The 21,258-nt window shown below is 64.5% G+C and carries 19 protein-coding genes; 6 read left to right on the top strand and 13 right to left on the bottom strand.

Annotated features, from left to right (window positions below; genetic code table 11):
- The first annotated feature begins 116 nt into the window (after positions 1-116).
- Positions 117-1,124 (top strand): D-2-hydroxyacid dehydrogenase family protein, encoded by a 1,008-nt coding sequence (locus ACSQ22_RS01360; protein WP_055396027.1) that lies wholly within the window; start codon positions 117-119, stop codon positions 1,122-1,124.
- A 287-nt stretch (positions 1,125-1,411) separates the two neighbouring features.
- On the opposite strand, the gene ACSQ22_RS01355 is transcribed toward ACSQ22_RS01360, so the two are convergent.
- From ACSQ22_RS01355 to ACSQ22_RS01340, 4 genes are all read right to left on the bottom strand, one after another.
- Entirely contained in the window at positions 1,412-2,539 is a 1,128-nt protein-coding gene (locus ACSQ22_RS01355; RefSeq protein WP_121420293.1) for a branched-chain amino acid ABC transporter substrate-binding protein, read from the bottom strand.
- A gap of 131 nt (positions 2,540-2,670) precedes the next feature.
- Positions 2,671-2,871, bottom strand: a complete 201-nt coding sequence (locus tag ACSQ22_RS01350) for a hypothetical protein (protein ID WP_055396105.1) — start codon at positions 2,869-2,871, stop codon at positions 2,671-2,673.
- 416 nt (positions 2,872-3,287) lie between these two features.
- Entirely contained in the window at positions 3,288-3,722 is a 435-nt protein-coding gene (locus tag ACSQ22_RS01345; RefSeq protein WP_436129180.1) for a DNA polymerase III subunit chi, read from the bottom strand.
- A gap of 7 nt (positions 3,723-3,729) precedes the next feature.
- Positions 3,730-5,226: a leucyl aminopeptidase gene (locus tag ACSQ22_RS01340; RefSeq protein WP_436129179.1), complete on the bottom strand. Its 1,497-nt coding sequence runs from the start codon at positions 5,224-5,226 to the stop codon at positions 3,730-3,732.
- 73 nt (positions 5,227-5,299) lie between these two features.
- Here ACSQ22_RS01340 and lptF point away from each other — a divergent pair, with 73 nt between their 5' ends.
- The 5 genes from lptF (at position 5,300) to ACSQ22_RS01315 (ending at position 10,154) form a co-directional block, all read left to right on the top strand.
- Complete coding sequence (gene lptF / locus ACSQ22_RS01335; protein WP_176886103.1) at positions 5,300-6,403, top strand: LPS export ABC transporter permease LptF; 1,104 nt, start codon at positions 5,300-5,302, stop codon at positions 6,401-6,403.
- On the top strand, positions 6,400-7,506 hold the full coding sequence (lptG, locus tag ACSQ22_RS01330) for an LPS export ABC transporter permease LptG (protein WP_055396018.1): 1,107 nt from the start codon (positions 6,400-6,402) through the stop codon (positions 7,504-7,506). The genes lptF and lptG overlap by 4 nt, the downstream gene beginning before the upstream one ends.
- Before the next feature lie 33 nt (positions 7,507-7,539).
- Entirely contained in the window at positions 7,540-7,920 is a 381-nt protein-coding gene (locus ACSQ22_RS01325; RefSeq protein ID WP_055396016.1) for a sirohydrochlorin chelatase, read from the top strand.
- A 64-nt stretch (positions 7,921-7,984) separates the two neighbouring features.
- On the top strand, positions 7,985-8,926 hold the full coding sequence (locus ACSQ22_RS01320) for a CysB family HTH-type transcriptional regulator (RefSeq protein WP_010458783.1): 942 nt from the start codon (positions 7,985-7,987) through the stop codon (positions 8,924-8,926).
- A 55-nt stretch (positions 8,927-8,981) separates the two neighbouring features.
- Complete coding sequence (locus tag ACSQ22_RS01315) at positions 8,982-10,154, top strand: pyridoxal phosphate-dependent aminotransferase (protein ID WP_218299810.1); 1,173 nt, start codon at positions 8,982-8,984, stop codon at positions 10,152-10,154.
- 21 nt (positions 10,155-10,175) lie between these two features.
- Here the strand turns inward: ACSQ22_RS01315 and ACSQ22_RS01310 are convergent, their stop codons facing one another.
- From ACSQ22_RS01310 to kdpB, 9 genes are all read right to left on the bottom strand, one after another.
- A complete protein-coding gene (locus ACSQ22_RS01310) occupies positions 10,176-11,078 on the bottom strand; it encodes a DMT family transporter (protein WP_436129178.1) in 903 nt (300 codons plus the stop codon).
- Positions 11,079-11,673: 595 nt separating this feature from the next.
- Positions 11,674-13,209, bottom strand: coding sequence for a RimK family protein (locus ACSQ22_RS01305; RefSeq protein WP_436129177.1), 1,536 nt, complete (start codon positions 13,207-13,209; stop codon positions 11,674-11,676).
- A 1-nt stretch (position 13,210) separates the two neighbouring features.
- Positions 13,211-14,329: a peptidase C39 family protein gene (locus tag ACSQ22_RS01300; protein ID WP_436129176.1), complete on the bottom strand. Its 1,119-nt coding sequence runs from the start codon at positions 14,327-14,329 to the stop codon at positions 13,211-13,213.
- Positions 14,326-14,448: a hypothetical protein gene (locus ACSQ22_RS01295; RefSeq protein ID WP_436129175.1), complete on the bottom strand. Its 123-nt coding sequence runs from the start codon at positions 14,446-14,448 to the stop codon at positions 14,326-14,328. The genes ACSQ22_RS01300 and ACSQ22_RS01295 overlap by 4 nt, the downstream gene beginning before the upstream one ends.
- An 87-nt stretch (positions 14,449-14,535) precedes the next feature.
- Positions 14,536-14,868 carry a hypothetical protein gene (locus ACSQ22_RS01290; protein WP_436129174.1) on the bottom strand — a complete coding sequence of 111 codons (333 nt, stop codon included), beginning with the start codon at positions 14,866-14,868 and terminating at the stop codon, positions 14,536-14,538.
- Positions 14,869-15,050: 182 nt separating this feature from the next.
- Positions 15,051-15,755, bottom strand: coding sequence for a two-component system response regulator KdpE (kdpE, locus tag ACSQ22_RS01285; protein ID WP_436129173.1), 705 nt, complete (start codon positions 15,753-15,755; stop codon positions 15,051-15,053).
- A gap of 8 nt (positions 15,756-15,763) precedes the next feature.
- Positions 15,764-18,535, bottom strand: coding sequence for a DUF4118 domain-containing protein (locus tag ACSQ22_RS01280; RefSeq protein WP_436129172.1), 2,772 nt, complete (start codon positions 18,533-18,535; stop codon positions 15,764-15,766).
- A 36-nt stretch (positions 18,536-18,571) separates the two neighbouring features.
- Positions 18,572-19,144 carry a potassium-transporting ATPase subunit KdpC gene (gene kdpC / locus ACSQ22_RS01275; protein WP_436129171.1) on the bottom strand — a complete coding sequence of 191 codons (573 nt, stop codon included), beginning with the start codon at positions 19,142-19,144 and terminating at the stop codon, positions 18,572-18,574.
- Between the two features lie 10 nt (positions 19,145-19,154).
- Positions 19,155-21,254: a potassium-transporting ATPase subunit KdpB gene (kdpB, locus tag ACSQ22_RS01270; protein ID WP_436129170.1), complete on the bottom strand. Its 2,100-nt coding sequence runs from the start codon at positions 21,252-21,254 to the stop codon at positions 19,155-19,157.
- Between the last annotated feature and the right edge of the window lie 4 nt (positions 21,255-21,258).

Genomic DNA, 21,258 nt, shown 5'->3' with positions numbered 1-21,258 from the left:
CTGTGGACTGCGCTTGTCGAGGTCGCCAACACTCCGTCACCAAAAGCCCCATCCTTTCCTGTGCCAGGGGGCGGTCCGGTATGAAACGACCGGCGTGGCCAAGGCACAATGTCGGGATGAACATTGTGATTCTCGACGACTACCAGGACGCAGTCCGCAAGCTCCACTGCGCATCCCGGCTCGACGCGTACACCGCCAAGGTCTACACCAATACCGTCAAGGGGCTGGGCCAGCTGTCCGTCCGCCTCAAAGACGCTGACATCATCGTGCTTGTGCGGGAGCGCACCCAGATCACCCGTCAACTGGTGGAGAAACTTCCCCGTCTCAAGCTCATCGCGCAAACCGGCAAGATCGGCAATCACATTGATGTAGCTGCCTGTACGGAACGTGGGATTGCAGTGGCAGAAGGCATAGGCTCACCCGTGGCCCCCGCAGAGCTGACGTGGGCACTTGTCATGGCCGCAATGCGCCGACTGCCGCAGTACATCTCCAACCTCAAGCATGGCGCCTGGCAACAATCAGGGCTGAAGACGGCGTCCATGCCTCCCAATTTTGGCCTTGGCAGCGTGCTGCGGGGCAAAACGCTGGGTATCTGGGGTTATGGCCGCATTGGCCAATTGGTGGCGGGCTACGGGCGTGCTTTTGGAATGAACGTCCGCATTTGGGGGCGTGAGGCATCACGCGCCCAGGCCTTGACGGATGGATACCAGGCTGCCACCACGCGCGAGGAGTTTTTCTCGCAATGCGATGTGATCTCGCTCCACCTTCGGCTCAACGACGAAACGCGCGGCATCGTCTCACTCGAAGATCTGTCTTGCATGAAGCCCACCTCCCTGCTGGTCAACACTTCGCGTGCCGAGCTGATTGAGACCGATGCCCTGATTGCCGCCCTGAACCGGGGCCGCCCCGGTATGGCCGCTGTCGATGTATTCGAGAGCGAACCCATCCTTCAGGGCCATGCCCTGCTGCGGCTGGAGAACTGCATTTGCACGCCCCACATTGGCTATGTAGAGCAAGACAGCTATGAGCTTTATTTTGGTGCAGCGTTCGACAATGTGGTGAATTTCATCAAAGGCACTCCCACCAACATCGTGAATCCAGGCGCACTGCAGGTGCGGCGTTAATTTGGCGCAAAAATCGGGCACATCCATCCTCGCTATTGCGGGAAGCAACAAGACTGGAAGCTCCTGACCTCAGTACGATTGCACCTTCTGCTGCGCCTAGCGCCGGTTTTGGTCATCGCCCGAGTCTTCAACAAACTCCAGCTCCTGGGCATTGAGCAGCCAAGCAGAACAACCTGCCCACCCCACCTAGCTGCATTTGAACAACAAAAAAAGGGCTTCCCAAAGGAAGCCCTTTTGTTTGGCGCTCTCCAAAGCCAAAAAGACCTTGAAGAGCCAGACCACTCCGATTACAGAGGGGTCTTCTTGCCGTCCTTGTAGACGTACAGAGTGATGGCGGGGTTCTTCATTTCGCCATTGGGTTCAAAAGCGATGGTGGAGGTCACACCCTTGAAGTTGGACTTGGCCAGTTCGTTCACATACACCTTGGGGTCCACGGAGTTGGCGCGCTTCATAGCGTCCACCAGCAGGAACGTGGCGTCGTAGGTGTAGGGGCTGTAGACTTGGAACTGGTTGGGGTACTTGGCATCGTACTTGGCCTTCCAGGCCGTGCCACCGGGCATCTTGGCCAGCGAAGAACCGCCTTCAGCACAGATCACGTTGCCCAGGGTCTTGGCACCCGCTGCGAGCTTGGCGATTTCAGACGTGCAGACGCCGTCACCACCGAAGTACTTGACGTTGCCCATGCCCAGTTGTTCCATCTGGCGCAGCATGGGGCCGGCTTGAGGGTCCATACCGCCGTAGAACACGGCATCAGGGTTCTTGGACTTGATGGCCGTCAGGATGGCCATGAAGTCGGTAGCCTTGTCGGTCGTGAACTGCTCGTCCACCACTTTCATGCCCTTCGCAGTGGCAGTCTTCTTGAACACGTCTGCCACACCTTGGCCGTAAGCGGTACGGTCGTCGATGATGGCAACGGTCTTCAGCTTGAGCGTATCCACAGCGTAGAACGCCAGGCCAGCGCCCAGGGCGTTGTCATTGGCGATGATACGGAAGGTGGTCTTATAGCCAGGCTTGGTCAGGTTGGGGTTGGTCGCAGCGCCCGTCACCATCGGGATGCCGCAGTCGTTGTAGACCTTGGAAGCAGGAATGGTGGTACCGGAGTTGAGGTGGCCGACAACGCCTGCAACTTTGGAGTCGCACAGCTTTTGTGCAGCGGCCGTGCCCTGCTTTGGATCGGCAGCGTCATCTTCAGCTTGAAGTTCGAACTTGATCTTCTTGCCGCCGATGGTGATGCCTTGAGCGTTCAGCTCTTCAATGGCCATGCGGGCGCCATTTTCGTTGTCCTTGCCGTAGTGGGCTTGGGCGCCGGAAACCGGAGCCACATGGCCGATCTTGACCACCTGCTCTTGTGCAGAGGCCACACCAGCAACAGCCGCGATAGCAGCAACCACGGTCAGTTTCAACTTCAATTGCATATCAAATCTCCAGTAAAGATAAACGCTGAGAATCTTCTTGTGTCTCAACGCAGGCGAACATATCGCAATTTACGGGCCAGATCATTAGGGAACACGATTAAACGCGAGAGAAACCACAGGGGAATACCCTGTCATCCCTTTGGCACCGAGGCCGCGCCACTGGCCAGCTCGTCTGCCACCGCCTCGTACACGGCATGCCGGACCACGGATTCAATCTCTTCACGCAGTCGCGGCAGCACCGATCGTGTCTGCTCCTGCACCACGGTGGCGATGGCTTCGCGCAAACGTTGATCCAGCACAACGTCCACACGCTGCATGACCCTGTGCACCATGTACTCCTCCATGCCTTCCGGCAGTGGCCGGGTGAACTGCGGTCTGGGCGTCTTTGAAAACCCGAGGGTCGACGCGAGAGATGCAGGCGAAGACGAAGACGCGGGAGCCACTGCCGCCGCAACGGGAGCATGGTGAACCAACGGAGCGGGCGCACTCTGCACGGGCGCTGGTGCAGCCGGGCGTGGCGCCATCACAGCAGGCGGGCGGGCACTGGGCAGAGGGGGGCTCAGCGGTCGTGTCGCAGGCTGCGCTGCTGTCGGGCTGGGTCTTGCCGCGGGCAACGCGGACGGAGACATGACCGTGGTGCGCAATGGTGCAGAGGACGCCGGCGGCAGAGGCGCGGAGTCCGGCACCTGCACCACTTCGGTGAGGGTGGGAACAAAGCGTGGGGGCGTTTTGGGAGGAGGCAGCGCCATCAGCCAGCTTTCAGCACCAAGTCGTGGCGAGTGATGGCATAGCCGCGCGATGCATAGTGGCGCCAGCGCGCCCGGGCCTCGCCACGATCCAACTCATCCTGCGCACTCACCACTTCCACCAACCGATCAAACCGGCCAAATCCCTCCGGCACCTCCGCGTGCAGGTTCAGTAGCACTCCATGGTGCGGGGAAGACCGGGCATCGGCAGTCAGCAACACGGGAGACGCATGGACCAGGTCTTCATCAGCATCGCCAAGGCAATGGGCCACAAAGTCCTGCGGAGCAAGGGCCCAGAGCATGCGGTCCAGCGCCGCCAAGGTGTCGGGCGGCGCCGCAATCACCAAGCGGGCCCCGCTGCGCTGCACCTTGCGCGCAAAGCGGCATGCGTAGGCCAGTTTGTCCGGCGCATTGAAATGAAACGCAACCTCGGTCATGGCACGCTCAGGCCGTCTTGGTGCGCACGGAGCGTTTTGCCGCCGCAGGCTTGGAAACCGGCTTGGCACGGGCCTGGCCCATCAGATAGTGCACCAGAAGTCCCACCGGCCGCCCTGTGGCACCTTTTGCGGCGCCACCCTTCCAGGCCGTGCCAGCAATATCCAGGTGCGCCCATGGCACGTCGCCCACGTACTTTTGCAGGAACTTCGCGGCGGTGATGGAGCCCCCCGCACGGCCGGCTACATTGCCCATGTCGGCGAAATTGCTCTTGAGACCATCGGCATAGTCGTCGTCCAGCGGCATGCGCCAGCAAGGGTCCTGGGCAGACTCGCCGGCCTGCTGCAATGCGGATGCCAGGGGATCGTTGTTGGCGAACAGACCACTGCGCACACCACCGAGCGCAATCACGCAGGCGCCGGTCAGGGTGGCAATGTCCACCACGGCGGCAGGCTTGAAGCGGGCGGCGTAGGTGAGCGCATCGCACAGCACCAGACGGCCTTCGGCGTCGGTGTTCAGGATTTCGATGGTCTGACCGCTCATGCTCGTGACCACGTCACCCGGCTTGACGGCACGGCCATCGGGCATGTTCTCGCAGGCGGGTATCAGCCCCACCACATTGATCGAGGGCTGCAACTCTCCCAGAGCGCGAAAGGTGCCCAGCACGCTGGCAGCGCCGCACATGTCGAACTTCATCTCGTCCATCTCCGGGGCAGGCTTGATGGAGATGCCCCCGGTATCGAACGTAATGCCCTTGCCCACCAGCACGACGGGAGCCTGGTCCTTGGCCGCGCCGTTGTAGCGCAATTCGATGAATCTCAGGGGTTCCTCGGAACCCCTTGCCACAGCAAGGAAGGCGCCCATGCCCAACCGGGCCACTTCGGCCGGGCCGTGGACCTTGCACTGGATGCGGGGCAGCTTGCTCAGGGTCTTGGCGGCGTCGGCGAGCAGGGTGGGGGTGGCATGGTTGGCGGGGCGGTTGCCCCATTCCCGCGCAAACTCCACCCCAGCCACAAGCGCCACACCGGCGTCGAAGTCCTCGCGCACATCCGGGGCGGTGGGTACACCCACCACGCAGCGGCTCAGACTGCGCGCCTCCACCTTGGTCTTGGTGGTGGTGTAGACATAGCTCACTTCGGCCACGGCCTGCACAGCGGCGCTGACAGAAGCGGCTTGCACGGCCCCGGCAAAACACAACACCACCCGTTTGGTCTGCGGCGCCTTGACGGCACTCCCCACCGCCTGCAGCGCCTGGCGGGTGGCACGGGCAGATCCGTCACCCTGCCCCACCAACACTACGCGACGGGCGGCAACGGCAGGCACCTGGTACAGCTGCAGGTGCTTGCCCGCCTTCGTGGCCAGATCCCCGTTCTTGAGCGCCAGGGCCGCCAGGGCGGACAGCGCATCCTTGCCGGGCTTGAAGCCCTCAGGGAGCAGCACAACCAGCAGGTCGCATTTCTCTGAAGCTGCCGCAGCAAGGTCAAGGGTCTTGAGATCAAAGTTCATAATCGGTGTTTTCCATTTGAGCGTGCTATGCACTTTGATATGCACGCAAAAGTGCATAGCGCGCTCCTAGCCAATGTTATTCGATTCATCCATCCGCAAGGAGCTGGCGCGCAGCTTTGGCGCGACGCTCGTGGTGCTGGTGACCGTGGTCATGACCATGATGCTCATCCGCACCCTGGGACAGGCATCCAAGGGCAGCGTGAGCCCTTCCGATGTGATGCTGGTCATGGGCTTCACGGTGCTGGGGCAGTTGCCCACCATCTTGAGCCTAAGCCTCTTCATCGCTGTGGTCGGCACACTTTCGCGCATGTACCGTGACAGCGAAATGGTCATCTGGTTTGCCAGTGGCCGTGGCCTCATCAGCCTGCTGCGCCCCTTGCTGCGTTTTGCGTGGCCGGTCATGGTTGTCATTGCTGTGCTGTCGCTGCTGGTGTGGCCCTGGGCCAACTCCCAGATTCAGGAACTCAAGACGCGCTACGAACAACGCAGCGACATCGACCGCATCGCGCCCGGCGAATTCCAGGAATCCTCCAACGGCAGCCGGGTGTTCTTCATCGACAAGGACAGCCCCGACACGCAGGCTGGCAACAACATCTTCATCGCCGCCACCGACGGCGCCCGCGAATCCGTGACCTCTGCGCGCAGCGCGCGGCTGGAGACACGGGGCGGCGAGCGCATGGCGGTGCTGAGCGAAGGCCAGCGCCTGGAGACCTCGCGCGACAAGCCCGGCGTCAAGATCAGCGAGTTCGCCGAATACGGCACCCGCATTGGCTCAGCACCTGCAGGCTCGGCGGAAGAACTCTCCGTCAAGACCCGCGCCACGCACGAGCTGCTGATGCAACCCTTGCCCGCTTACCGCGCCGAGCTGGGCTGGCGCCTGGGGCTGGCGCTGGCCGCCATCAACTTCGTCGTGCTGGGCCTGGCCGTGGCCAGCGTCAACCCGCGCGCTGCGCGCAGCACCAGCCTGGTGTTCGCGCTTTTTGCATTCATCGTGTACTACAACCTCATGACGCTGGGGCAAAGCTGGGTGGGTGCGGGCCGGTTGGGCCTGCTGAGCTTCATGGTGCTGCTGCATGGCGGCATGTTGACCATGTCGCTGCTGATCCTGGCTGCGCGCCACAACCACTGGACCGTGCGGCGGCTCTGGCAGCCCCGTCCGACCAGGAGCCCCGCATGAAAACCATTCGCCGCCTGATCCACCGCGAAGCCCTGTTCGCCGTGGCCTTTGTCACCGCCGGATTTCTGGCGCTGTTTTTCTTTTTTGACCTGGTGGACGAACTGCGCTGGGTGGGCCGCACCGGCGCCGAAGGCTACCAGCTCTCGCATGCTTTCCTGTTCGTGGTGCTGAGCATTCCCAGCCACCTGTACGAATTGCTGCCCATTACCGTGCTCATCGGAACCATCTTCGTGATGGCGCGGCTCGCCCAAAGCTCCGAGTTCACCATCATGCGCACCAGCGGCATGGGCCCGTGGCGCGCCTTGCGCACCTTGGTGGCGCTGGGGGGCTTCTTTGTACTGTTGACCTTTGCGGTAGGCGACTACATTGCGCCACTGACCGACCGCGCCGCTCAACTCGTCAAGGTGCGATACCTGGGGCGCCTGACCACTGGCGCAACGGGCGCCTGGCTCAAAGAGCGCCAGGACGACCACTCCTATGCCGTGAACGTGCGCGCCCTCACACCCAATGGCGGCATGCTGGACGTGCGCATCTTTGAATTCGATGCCAAGGGCCGGCTCGCCTCGCAGACGCGGGCCGCATCCGGCCAGTTTGGGCCGGACGGTGCGTGGAACCTGGAGCAAGTGCAGCGCAGCCGCTTCGAACAGCGCGGCAACGACGAGGCGCGTGTAGAGCACCTGGATGCACCCACCTTGCAGTGGCCCACCCGCATCAGCGCGGATATGGTGGCCGCCTCGCTGCTCAAACCCGACCGCATGGCCACCATCGACCTCTTCCAGTACATCCGCCACCTCGACGCCAACGGCCAGTCTGCCCAGCGGTACGAAATCGAGTTCTGGCGCAAGGTTTTCTACCCGCTCAGTTGCCTGGTGATGGTGGTGCTGGCCCTGCCTTTTGCCTACCTGCATTTCCGCTCGGGCGGCATTGCGGGCTATGTGTTTGGCGGCGTCATGGCGGGCATCAGCTTCTTCTTGCTGAACAACGTGTTCGGCTATGCAGGCAACCTGCAGAACTGGTCGCCCTGGCTCACCGCCGCCGCGCCTGGGCTCATCTATTCCGTGCTGTCGCTAGCCGCCTTCGGCTGGCTGGTGCTTCGCCGGTAAAATTTTTATAAGCCTTTTGGGCCTCTACCGCTTATGCAGCAAGCGCAAGCCGCTATCATTTTATTCGCACACGGATCGCGGGACCCACTCTGGCGCGTGCCGCTGGAAGCCGTTGCGGCGCATATCGCCGCGCAGCAGCCTGGCAGGCCAGTCCTTTGCGCTTACCTGGAACTGTGCACACCATCGCTGCCAGATGCCGCCCAGCAACTCGCCGCACAGGGCGCCACGCAGGTCACCGTGGTGCCCATGTTCCTGGGCACCGGCAAGCATGCGCGTGAAGACCTGCCCGTGCTGGTGCAGGACCTGCGTGCCGCCCACCCCGGCGTTCATTTCCACGTGCAGACCGCCATCGGCGAAGACCCGCGCATGACCGCATTGATGGCAGAAATCGCGTGCGAGGCGCCCCAAAGCTGAGGTTCTTCCAGTATCTCTTAGATGCTTGCAGCATAATGATGCAACCCTTTAGGCGATATCAGATATGAACCTGCACCAATTCCGCTTCGTTCAAGAGGCAGCACGCCGCAACCTCAACCTGACTGAAGCCGCCAAGGCCCTGCACACCTCCCAGCCCGGCGTCTCCAAGGCTATCATCGAGCTGGAAGAAGAACTGGGCGTGGACATCTTTGCCCGCCACGGCAAACGCCTTAAGCGCATCACCGAGCCCGGCCAGCACGTGCTCAAAAGCATCGAAGTCATCATGCGCGAGGTGGGTAACTTGAAGCGCATTGGCGAGCAGTTCAGCGCGCAAGACAGCGGCACCTTGAGCATCGCCACCACCCACACCCAGGCCCGCTACGTGCTGCCCGTGCCCGTGGCCCGGCTGCGCGAGGCCTACCCCAAGGTCAACATCAGCCTGCACCAGGCCACGCCGCACGAGGTGGCGCGCATGGTGATCGATGAAGTGGCAGAAATCGGCATGGCCACCGAATCCCTGGCCGATTACCCCGAACTCGTCACCCTGCCCTGCTACGAATGGCAGCACGTGCTGGTCGTACCCAACGACCACCCGCTGGCGCAGAAGGAACGCATCGGCCTGGACGACCTGGCGCATGAGGCGCTGATTACCTACCACCCCTCGTTCACCGGCCGGGGCAAGATCGACCAGGCCTTTGCCGCCCGCAAGCTTCAGCCGCGCATCGTGCTCGAAGCCATCGACTCGGACGTGATCAAAACCTACGTGCGCCTGGGCCTGGGCATCGGCATCGTGGCCGAGATGGCCATGCGCGACGACCCGGTGGGCGACCTGGCCGTGCGCCCTGTGGGCCACCTTTTCGGGCAGAGCGTGGCACGCGTTGCCTTCAAGCGCAGCGCCTACCTGCGCAACTTTGTCTATAAATTTGCCGAACTGCTCAGCGACCGGCTGAGCCGTGACCTCATCGCCCGAGCGATGACGGGGCACGTCAACGACTATGAGCTGTGACTTCGCCGTAGTTCGCCTGTCTTCAAAACACCTTTGATTTTTACGTTGTTGCGCCATGACCCAAGCTAACGCTGCCGCCCGCACCCCAGCCTTCCCCAGCAAGCTGCCCCACGTCGGCACCACCATCTTCACGGTGATGTCGGCCCTGGCCACCGAACACAAGGCCGTCAACCTGGGCCAGGGCTTTCCAGACTTTGAATGCGCCCCTGAGCTGGTGAACGCCGTCACCGCTGCCATGCAGGCCGGGCACAACCAGTACCCACCCATGCCCGGCATCCCTGCGCTGCGCGAGGCCGTGGCTCGCAAGATCGAGGCGCTGCACGGCCGCGCCTATAACCCCAACACCGAAATCACCATCACTGCGGGCGCCACGCAGGCCATCATCACCGCCATACTCGCCATCGTGCACCCGGGTGATGAGGTGATCGTGCTCGACCCCTGCTACGACAGCTATGTACCCAACATCGAGCTGGCTGGCGGCAAGGCCGTGCGCGTGCCGCTCACGCCAGGCACCTTCCGCCCCGACTTCGCCAAGATCAGCGCCGCCATCACGCCGCGCACCCGCGCCATCCTCATCAACAGCCCGCACAACCCCAGCGCCACCATCTGGACGGCGCAGGAGATGCGCCAGCTCGAAGACCTGCTCGCCCCCACCGACATCCTGCTCATCAGCGACGAGGTGTACGAACATATGGTGTTCGATGGTGCCGAGCACCAGAGCGCAGCGCGCTTTGCGGGCCTGGCCGCACGCGCCTTCATCGTGTCGAGCTTTGGCAAAACCTTCCACGTCACGGGCTGGAAGGTCGGCACCGTGGCCGCGCCCGCAGCGCTGACGGCCGAGTTCCGCAAGGTGCACCAGTTCAACGTGTTCACTGTGAACACGCCCATGCAGCATGGCCTGGCCGCCTATTTGCAGGACCCCACGCCCTACCTGCAGTTGCCCGCGTTCTACCAGGCCAAGCGCGACCTGTTCCGCCAGGGCCTTGAGGGCTCGCGCTTCAAGCTGCTGCCCAGTACCGGGAGCTACTTCCAGTGCGTGGACATCTCGGCGATCAGCGACTTGAACGAGGCCGATTTCTGCCAGTGGCTCACCCGCGAGGTGGGCGTGGCGGCGATTCCGCTGTCGGCGTTCTATGGCGACGGGTTTGACCAGCGCGTGGTGCGGTTCTGCTTTGCCAAGAAGGACGAAACGCTGCGCGCCGCGCTGGAGCGGCTTCGCAAGCTGTGATCAGCAGGGCCTATTGAGGCCCTACCTCGTCTGCCGCGCCAGCCACACCCCCGCCACTGCCAACGCCATCCCCACCAGCGCCCAGCCGCTGAGCGTCTCGCCAAACATGGCCCAGGCAATCAGCGCCGTGGTGGGCGGGGTCAGGTAGAACAGGCTGGCCACGTTCACTGCACCGCCCCGGCGGATGAGCAGGTTCAGCAGGCTCACGGCCCCCAGCGAGAGCACCAGCACGAGCCAGCCCAGCGCAAACACAAATTCGCCGGTCCACGATATGGCCATGGATTCGGTGGCGTAGGCGACGGCGGCCATGGCCACGGCACAGGGCAGGTACTGAATCACCGAGCCCGTGCGCAAGTCGAACGAGGGGCAGAACCGCTTTTGGTACAGCGTGCCGGCCGTAATGCCCAGCAGCGCGACCACAGCGGGCAGCAGCATGCCCATCAGTGCATTGGCTGGCACGGTGGCCACCTTGCCGGCCACCACCAGCGCCACGCCGGTAAAGCCCAGGGCCAGGCCCGCCCACTGGGCCGGCCGCACCTTCTCGCCCAGCAAAGCCCCGGCCACCAGGGCTGTCAGCAGTGGCTGCAACCCCACCACCAGCGCCGTGATGCCTGACGGCAGCCCGTGCCCGATGGCCATGAACACCCCGCCCAGGTACACGCCATGCACCAGCAGGCCCGACACCGCGATGTGCCCCCACGCCCTGCCCGCCGGGGGCCAGGGCGCGCGCACCAGCGCCACCACGGCCAGCATGAGCACGGTGACGATGGCAAAGCGCAGCCCCAGGAAGGTCAGCGGCTCGATGTATGGCAGGCCCAGCTTGGCACCGATGAAGCCCGTGCTCCAGAGCGCGACAAACAGCAAGGGGACGAGTGAATCCAGCGGATTCGAGGCGGGAGACGGGTGGGGCGTTGCCTGGGTCATGGGGAGTGAAGATGAAGCGTCTGCCTGCGGCGGTCACGCCAGACTTGGGGGGGATGCCAAGGCAGCGGGAGTACGGCAGAGGGCCAGCCAATCATCGCACCGTCTGCCCGGCCACTGGCCCCCCGCCCGCGTGCCCTGGTCGCAGCCCCATTCACCGCCCAGGCATACGGAACTGCCCTACCGGCCGCGATGAATCGGCCCGAAGCCCAAGCCAGGCCAGCACCCGCACAGCCTGCGCGGCAAAAAAAGCGCAGGCGCGGCGGCTGTTGGTGCGCGCGGTGCAGACACAAACTAGGAGTACAAGAAAAAATGCTGCCTTCCGCTTATCCAGCATGCGTTATAAGCTATACATTTGATAGCAAATCACGAACTTCGCCCCCCAGCAGAAAGAGCGGGTGTGAGCAGCCCCACCATCTGCCCACACCCTCTCTTTGCAAACGGGCCGACTTAGAGCGGCTAACAAAACCCTTCTGGCGTCGTTGCCGCGTCTTGTCGTACGACTCGTACTGCCTGCGACGCGGCGCCTAGCCAGAACCGCTGCGCTGGGTTTTGTTATCCGCTCTTAGTGTGCCGGCACGCCAACGAAAAACACGCGCTAGCCCGCAGCCACCGCGAGGCCCAGGGCGGGCTGGTGATCCAGGCCGCCCACCACCCGGCTGGCGCTGAAGCGCTGCTCCACCTGCCTGAGGAAATGCGTGAGCAGCAAGCGGTACAGGCCATCGCCCAGGGCGGCGTCCTCCACTCCCACATCCAGGTTCGGGTTGTCGTTAATCTCGATCACATACACCCCGGACGCCGTGGCCTTCAGGTCCACGCCATAAAAACCATGGCCAACCAGGCGGGCCGAACTGACCGCCGCCGCCAGCACCTGCGGGGGCACTTGGTCGAGCGGCACGGCCTGCACCCGGCCTTCGGTGTATTTGCCGTTGGCCGTGTGCTGCAGGATCTGCCAGTGGCCGTCGCACATGAAGTACTTCGCTGCAAAGATGGCCTGGCCTGCCAGCACGCCGATGCGCCAGTCGAAGTCGGTGTACATGAACTCCTGCACGAGGATGATTTCCGACTCCTTGAGCATGTCCCGGGCGATGCCATGCAGTTGTTCAAAGTTCTCCGCCTTTTTCACGCTGCGGCTGAACGCGCCGTCCGGCACCTTCACCACCACCGGGTAGGCCAGCCGGTGCTGCATGTCGGCCAGCGTGCGGCGGCTGACCATGTGCGTGAGCGGGGTGGCAATGGCGTGCTCGCGCAGCAGTTCGGCCAGAAAGGCCTTGTTGGTGCAGCGCAGGATGGAGACGGGGTCGTCGATGACCGGCATGCCCTCCGCCATGGCTTTGCGCGCAAACTGGAATGTGTGATGGGTCACGGCCGTGGTTTCGCGGATGAAGAGTGCATCAAACTGGGTCAGGCGCGACAGGTCTTTTTTCTCGATCAGCTCCACGGCAATGCCCATCTCCTGCCCCACATCGACCAGCTTGCGCAGGGTCTTGAGGTTGGACGGCGGCAGACGATCGTGCGGGTCGTGCAGCACCGCCAGGTCCATGCGCGGCTGGGGCATCGCGATCATGGGGCGCCAGCTGCGCCTCGTGTACTGGAGCAGCGCTCGCACGAAGACCTCGTCGCGCGCAGTATCCACATCGCGCAGGTCCAGCGCCTGTATGCCGCCGATCTGCCAATGGGCCGACTGCTCCTGCCGTTCCAGCGTGACCTCCATGAGCGGGCAACGGAACAGCTCAAAGCTTTTTCGCGCCAGCGCCGCCAGTGCCGGGTCTTCCATGATCCCGAAGAAGACATGCAGCGTCAGCGTATTCACCGAGCGCGGTATCTCCTTGAGCGGGCCGATGAGCCGGTTCAGCTGCGCCAGCGCCGAGGGCTCGATGCGTTTGCGCTGCAGGCTCAGGATGGTATCCACGCTGGGCGTCACGCGGTCGCCGCGCGCCTCGGCCAGCAGCGAGCAGTAGTAGCCCATGCTGAGGTAGCCGTAGCTCCTGCACAGATTGGTGACCTTGCGCACGCGTCCACGGTGCAGCGGCTGCTCTGCAACGAATTGCTCTGCCGTGATGAGCTTGATGTCGGGCTGGCTCCATCGAAAGTCGGCCAGCTTCTCCACCACGATGACATGTTCTGAGGACAATTTATTTCTTTCCAGAAAGGATGACGGCCGCAGTGCGCCCACGGCGCCCATACCTTGCGACTTTCTTGAATTCGCCCCAGCTGATGGACACACCGCCATCCGGATCACCGGAACGTGCCATGGGATCCAGCAGGCGAAACACCGCACCATCAAAGCCTGTGATGACCACCCAGTGCGGCGTCTTTTGCCGGTGCAGGCGCCACAGGCTGATGAGCACAATGGGCAGGCGCCCTGCCCGCAGTTGCTCGATCACGCTGTCGGGCGACACGGGCCGCGCATAGATCGGCACCTGGCGCGCCTCCAGCGCCGCCCTGAAGTCGTTCTCCACCAACTGGATCACGTCCTTCTTGCGGGGGTCGCGCACGCTGTCCATGAACAGTGAGGCACCGGCAGCCGCATACACCGACACCTCAAAGCCGTGGGCCAGCGCAGCATGCGCCAACCCAAAAGGCCCACACCCGCCATGGCCTGCGGCCATGAACACCGTGGTGGCCTCGCGCCACAGGCGAATCTCGGCCGCTTGGTTCACCGGCATGGCCGGGTCCATGGCGGACATCGCCATCAGCAAGGCACAGGGGCCACAGGTGAAATCCAGCGTCTGCGCATAGTGGCGCACCTGGTACGACGCCACTGCCTGGGCCAATGCGCCATCGAACAGGTCCTTCTGAAAGCACAGGCCCTGTTCGCCATCCGCGTAGTAGGCGGTTTTGCAGCCGGTGAACACGAATCCGTGGCGCGCGAACAGACGGTGCGCGGCCACATTGTCGGCCCTGCTCTCCAGCCGCAGCACCGCGCATCCAGCATCACGCGCACCCAGGATTGCCGCCGCCAGCAGTCGGCTTGCCACGCCCGCGCGCCGCACGGACGGTGCCACCGCAATGGAGTACAGGCGTGCCACGGACGATCCTTCGCGGCGCAATACCACGCAGGCCCCGCCCAATGTCTGTCCCGACCGGACCACCAGCACGCGGGCCGAGGGGCTCAACAACAGACGCCCCCAGCTCCTGCGCGAAATCCTGTCGCTGGAGAACACGGCGTTTTCCAGCTGCTCCAGTGCAGGCAAATCTGCAGGGCCCGCCGTTGCGACGCCCCGCACATCCGTGGGTGGTTGTCGCTTCACGAGCAGTCCCCACGGGGCCGCTGCGCCTTGCGATCAGACAGCTTCAATGCCACCCAGCCCACCCCGATCGGAACCACGAGCACCAGCACGGCCAGCAGCAACGCAATCCCATCAGCCATGGCGCAGCAGCTCCAGGCCCACGCCACGCAGGGCGCTGCGCACAGAGCCAGCCTCAATGGCCAGGCACCTTTGCGCGCGGCAATGGCTCAGTGGCATGAAAGCACCCCCACGCAAGAAGCACTGGTCACACAACCGAGTTCGAGCTGGGGCAGGCCAGAGGCCAGGCAACGCTTGGCGCCCTCCAGGTCGCGCCGGTGGATGTACAGAGTGCCCTTGGCGGTGTGGCGGGGCACGTCGAACGTCAGGCTGTATCCGCGCAACTGCCGCCCCAGCACGGCCTGCAGGCTTGCACGCAGGCTTTGCCCATCGGCATACGGCGCGATGAACGGAACCAGCACCAACACGGTGGGATCGCCATCGCCTTCGCTCAGAGGCAACAGGGATACCCGGTGCAAGCCCATATTGGGGCAACTCTTCATCAGCATGTTTTCACCACGTTGCGCCCCTGGCAGGGGCGCTTGTGGCCGGTGTTGAACATGCTTTCAGTCTAGGAAATATGGCGTAAATCGTTCGTAAAAACTGCGGGCACAAACATCAAATCGCCGTCAATACACCGGGGCTCGGCACGCACCTGCGCGGGTGCGCCGGGCTGCCGCATTCCCTATGCCGCCAAGCGGTATCCCACCCCGGACTCGGTGAGCAGGTGGCGGGGCTGGGCGGGGTCGGCCTCCAGCTTCTGCCGCAGGTGCCCCATGTAGATGCGCAGGTAGTGGCTCTGGTCCGAGCGCATCGGGCCCCACACCTCGCGCAGCAGCTGCTTTTGGGTGATGACCCGCCCCGCATTGGCCACGAGCACCATGAGCATGCGGTACTCGGTGGGCGTCAGGTGCACCTCTACCCCGGCCTTGCGCACCAGGCGCGCGCTGCGGTCCACCTCGACGTCGCCGAAATGGAACAAGGGCTCCGCCGCGTCCTGCACCAGCCCGTTGCCGGTGGCGGCGCGGGGCCTGCGCAGGTTGGCCCGCACCCGCGCCAGCAACTCTCCGGTGCCAAAGGGCTTGGTGAGGTAGTCGTCTGCACCGGCATCGAGTGCGGCAATCTTGTCGGTCTCGTCGGTGCGCGCCGACAACACGATGATGGGCACGGCGGACCAGCCCCGCACATCGCGGATCAGCTCCACCCCGTCGCCATCGGGCAGCCCCAGGTCCAGCACCAGCAGGTCGGGGTGGCGAGTGCCTGCGGCAGACAGGCCCTCGCGCAGGGTGCCCGCCTCGTGCACCTGCCAGCCCTCGGCCTCCAGCGCACTGCGCACAAAGCGCCGGATCTGTGGCTCATCCTCGATCACCAAAACGGTACGTATCTGCATGGTTGTCTTCAGGGGGCAGAAACGCCCCGCTCCATCTCGCTCAAACCGGGGTCGGGCGGCGGCTCGCGCCGCGCGAGGGTCACCGTGAATTCTGCCCCGCCCCCTTCCACACTGGCGGCAGAAATTGCACCGCCATGCGCTTGCACAACGGCCTTGCAGATCGCCAGACCCAGGCCCACACCCGGGGTTGCGGACTCCGCCTGGCCCCGGGTGAATTTTTCAAACAAGGTGTGCTCTTTGCCACGCACCGAAGCGGGCAGGCCCGGGCCATGGTCCCGCACCTTCAGCACCAGCATGTTGTCGGTGGTGGATGCTTTCACCACCACCGGCGCCGCGCCATATTTGGCCGCATTTTCCAGAAGATTGACCAGCACGCGCTCGATGAGCACAGGGTCAAACTCCACCAGCGGCAGGTCGGCGGGCAGCTCCGTGCGCACGGGCATGTCGCCCAGCGCTGGCCTGGCGGCCCGGATGGCCGAGCCGACCACTTCTTCCACCGACTGCCAGTCCCGCCGCAGGTGGACGCTCTGCCCCGACACATCGCTCTCCAGCCGCGCCATGTCCAGCAGGTTGCTGACCAGCGCATTGAGCTGGTGCGCCTGGCGCACGATGGATTGGGCCACGGCGCCCGTCTCTTGTGGCGGCGCACTCTGCAGCGACTCGGCCAGCGTGATCAAGGCCGTGAGGGGCGTGCGCACATCGTGCGACACCGCGCCCAGCAAGGCATTGCGCAGCCGCTCCGATTCCATGTCCACCACAGCCTGCTGCGCAATGTTCACGTAGTGCACACGCTCCAGGGCAATGGCGATCTGCCGGGCCAGGGTGTCCAGCTGCTGCGCCTGTTCCGGAATCAACAGCCAACGGGGCTGGGCGGGTTCCAGCGCCAGCACACCGCGCACGCGCATGGGGGCCTTCAACGGCACGTAGCGCCAGGCCTGCGCGGCCAGGGTGCTGGTCGCCAGCCCGGCGCTCTGGCCCTGGCGCAGCGTCCAGTCGGCCACGCTTTTGTCAAAACCTGCAGGCAGGTCGACGGGGTAGTGAAGGCGGTCTGACGCATCCAGCGCCACCACCACGGCCCGCCCCCCAAAATGCCCCTGCACGGCCGCCGCGCCAATCTCGATGACCTGGCTGGTCTCCAGCGCTGCAGACAGCTCGCGGGTCAGTTCAAACAGTGACTGGGCGCGCCGCTCCCGGCTGATCGACACCCCGGCCGCAAACCGCAACCCTGCCGTGAGTTGCCCCACCAAAAGTCCCACGCCCAGCATCACTGCAAACGTGACGATGTACTGCACATCACTCACCGCAAACGACAGGCGCGGCGAGACAAAAAAGAAATCGAATGCCAGCACATTCAGCAGCGCCGCCATCGCTGCGGGCACGCGCCCAAAACGCATGGCCACCGCGACAACCCCCACCAGGTAGAGCATCACGATGTTGGTCAGCTCCAGCAAACCATGCAGCGGTGTCGCCAACACCGTAACGGCAACGCTGGCGCCCAGCGCCCACAAAAACCCCTGCCAGCGATAGCGCCCTGCGCCGGGCTCGCCCACATCCCCGTCGTCATCCAGGCCCATGTTGCGGTCCCACAGCGCCCGAGGCAGGCGCCGCGAGCTACCCGCATGCGCTGCCTCGACGATGTCGAGCGAAGGCACCCGTTCGGCCAACTCGCGCGCAACACCCTTGGAGGCGAGAAGTCTGCGCCACCCCGCCCGCGCGGCAGGGCGCCCCAGCACCAGGGTGGCGCAGTTGAGATGCAGCGCCTGGGCCGCCAGGGCGGGCGCCGCGCGGTCGCCCGTGAGCACGGCCGTTTCGGCACCCAGCTCCTGCGCCAATTGCAGCACGGCCAGAATTTTGTCGCGCTGGGCTGCGCCCAGGCGCTGCAGCCTTGGCGTCTCCACATAGGCGGCATGCCACTTCACATTGAGCTGCCCCGCCAGTCGGGCAGCTGTGCGCACCGTCTGGGCCGCGTCTTCGTGGGGCCCGACACAGGCCAGGATGCTGCCCGAGGTGTTCCAGGCACTGGCCACGCGGCTGCCGGAAGCCCCCGACTGCTCCACCCGCCAGCCCAGCACATCGTCTTCCACATGCTCCGCCGTGCGCCGCAAGGCGATCTCGCGCAGGGCGATCAGGTTGCCCTTGCGAAAGAAGCTCTGCGCCGCGCGCTCTGCCTGGTGGGGCACGTAGACCTTGCCCGCGCCCAGGCGGGCGATCAGCTCGTCGGGCGTGGCATCGACCAGCACCACTTCGTCGGCGTTGTCCAGAACGGTGTCGGGCACCGTTTCATGCACACGCACACCGGTGATGGCCCCCACCGTGCCGTTCAGGCTCTCCAGGTGCTGGACGTTGAGTGCCGTCCACACGTCGATGCCAGCGGCCAGCAACTCCTGCACGTCCTGCCAGCGCTTGGCGTGGCGGGAGCCCTGCACGTTGGAGTGCGCGAGTTCGTCCACCAGCAAGATGGCGGGCTTGCGGGCCAGGGCTGCGTCGAGGTCAAACTCGGAGAGGCTCCGCCCCCGGTACTCCACCTGCTTCAGGGGCAGGGATTCCAGCCCGTCCAGCAACGCAGCGGTTTCCGAGCGACCATGGGTTTCCACCACGCCGATGAGGATGTCGCGCCCGGCGCGCCGCTCGCGCTGCGCGGCGCTGAGCATGGCCCAGGTCTTGCCGACCCCGGCATTGGCACCAAAGTAGATGCGCAGCTTGCCCCGCTGGGTCTGCGCTTCCTGGGCACGCAGTTGCGCAATCAAGGCGTCGGGGTCGGGGCGCTGGATGTCAGTCATGCATCAACGAGTATCGGTGCCAAAAGTCAGCGCACGTCAGCGCAAGCTATCGAGGGCCAGGTTCAGCGCAAGGACGTTCACCCGGGGTTCACCCAGCAGCCCCCACAAGGGTTGCTCCGCGTGCTGGCCAATCACAGCGTTCACGCTGGCCACCGGCAGGTTGCGGGCGCGCGCCACGCGCCCCGCCTGGTACTGCGCCGCAGCCAGACTGATGTGGGGGTCCAGGCCACTGGCAGAGGCGGTGACCAGGTCCACCGGCACGGGGGCCGTGTTGCCGGGGTCGGCCGCGCGCAGGGCTTCCACACGCGCTTTCACTGCATCAGTCAGCGCCGGATTGAGCGGCCCCTGGTTGGAGCCCCCAGAGGCTGATGCGTTGTACGGCATGGGCGCCGTAGCGGATGGACGCCCCCAAAAATGCTGGGGGTCGGTAAAGCTCTGGCCGATCAGCGTCGAACCGACCACCTGGCCATTGCGCTGCACCAGGCTGCCAGCTGCCTCTTTGGGGAACACGGCCTGGGCAGCGCCCGTCACGGCCATCGGGTAGAGCAAGCCGGTCAACACGCTCAACAAGGCGAACAGCACCAGCGCGGGGCGAAGAATGTTTTTCATCAGAATCTCCTCAGATCAGCCCGACGGCCACAAGTATCCAGTCAATCAGCTTGATGCCCACAAACGGCACCAAGAGCCCGCCCAGCCCATAGATGGCCAGATTGCGCCGCAGCAGCGCAGCCGCGCCCACCGGGCGGTAGCGCACGCCGCGCAGTGCCAGGGGAATCAGGAACACGATCACCAGCGCATTGAAGATCACGGCCGACAGGATGGCGGACGACGGGCTGGCCAGCTGCATGACGTTGAGTGCGGACAGCTGCGGGTAGGTGGACACAAAGATGGCGGGCACGATCGCGAAATACTTCGCCACATCGTTCGCAATGGAGAAGGTGGTCAGCGAGCCGCGTGTCATCAAAAGCGCCTTGCCGGTCTCCACCACTTCCAGCAGCTTCGTCGGGTTGGAGTCCAGATCCACCATGTTGCCGGCTTCCTTGGCGGCCTGCGTGCCACTGCCCATGGCCACAGCCACGTCGGCCTGGGCCAGCGCGGGGGCATCGTTGGTGCCGTCGCCGGTCATGGCCACCAGGCGGCCTTCGGCTTGGTATTTGCGGATCAGCTCCAGCTTGTCTTCGGGCGTGGCTTCGGCCAGGAAGTCGTCCACCCCCGCCTCGGCTGCGATGGCCGCTGCCGTGAGCTTGTTGTCGCCGGTGATCATCACGGTCTTGATGCCCATGCGGCGCAGCTCGATGAAGCGCTCCTTGATGCCCGCCTTGACGATGTCCTTAAGTTCCACAATGCCCAGCACATGGCTGCCATCGGCCACCGCCAGGGGCGTGCTGCCGCGCAGGGCCACCTGGTCGGCAGCGCTCATGACATCCTGGGGCATCTTGCCGCCCAGGGCTTCCACATGCTTGGCCAGTGCCAGCACGGCGCCCTTGCGCAGCATGGTGCCCGCAGATTCCGGCTGCCCCTCGCCTGCGGGCAGGTCCACGCCGCTCATGCGGGTCTGGGCCGTGAAGGGCACCAGCTTGACGCCCTGCGGGTTCTGGCCATCCACGCCAGCGCGGCGGGCCAACTCCACAATGCTGCGGCCTTCAGGCGTTTCATCTGCCAGCGACGCCAGCAAGGCGGCGCGCGCAAGGCGCTCCTTGGACACACCCGGAGCAGGCAAAAATGCGCTGGCCTGGCGGTTGCCGTGGGTGATGGTGCCGGTCTTGTCCAGCAGCAGCACGTCCACGTCGCCTGCTGCCTCCACAGCCCGGCCCGAGGTGGCGATCACATTGGCCTGCATCATGCGGCTCATGCCAGCCACCCCCACAGCAGACAGCAGGCCGCCAATGGTGGTGGGGATCAGGCACACCAGCAGGGCCACCAGCGCGGTCAGCGAGACCACCGTGCCCGCGCCCGACGCCTGCACGCTGAAGATCGAAAACGGCAGCAGGGTCACGGTAACGACCAGGAACACGATGGTCAGCGCCACCAGCAAAATGGTCAGCGCGATCTCGTTGGGCGTTTTCTGGCGCTTGGCAGCTTCCACCATGCCAATCATCCGGTCGAGGAAGGATTCGCCCGGGTTCACCGCCACACGCACCACCAGCCAGTCGGACAACACACGGGTGCCCCCAGTGACGGCAGAAAAATCGCCACCGGATTCGCGCACCACGGGGGCCGATTCGCCGGTGATGGCGCTCTCGTCCACCGAGGCCACGCCCTCGATCACCTCGCCGTCCAGCGGGATCACATCGCCTGCCTCCACCAGCACCACGTCGCCCCGGCGCAGGTTGGTCGCCAGCTCGGGCAAGAACGCAGCACCGTGCACAGGCTCCTTGAGCTTCTTGGCCCAGGTTTCCTTGCGCAGCCCGCGCAGCGAGGCTGCCTGCGCCTTGCTGCGCCCTTCTGCCAGCGCCTCGGCAAAGTTGGCAAACAGCACCGTAAACCACAGCCAGACCGTGATGGCCAGCACAAACGCCGGGCGCATGCTGGCATCCTCAGGCGCATTGAGTGCATGCAGCCACAGCAGCGTGGTGAAGATGCTGCCGATGTACACGATGAACATCACCGGGTTGCGCCACTGCACAAACGGGCTCAATTTGGCCAGCGCTCCCCAGAGCGCAGTCTTGATGAGTGCTGCATCCAGCAGCGAAATGGAAGAAGTTTTTTTCTTGGTCATTGCC

The organism is Acidovorax sp. LjRoot38 (genome assembly GCF_964252975.1).
Lineage (GTDB): Bacteria > Pseudomonadota > Gammaproteobacteria > Burkholderiales > Burkholderiaceae_C > Acidovorax > Acidovorax facilis.
The sequence above is the reverse complement of the archived record's forward strand: the minus strand, read 5'-3'. Positions and strand labels throughout refer to the sequence as shown.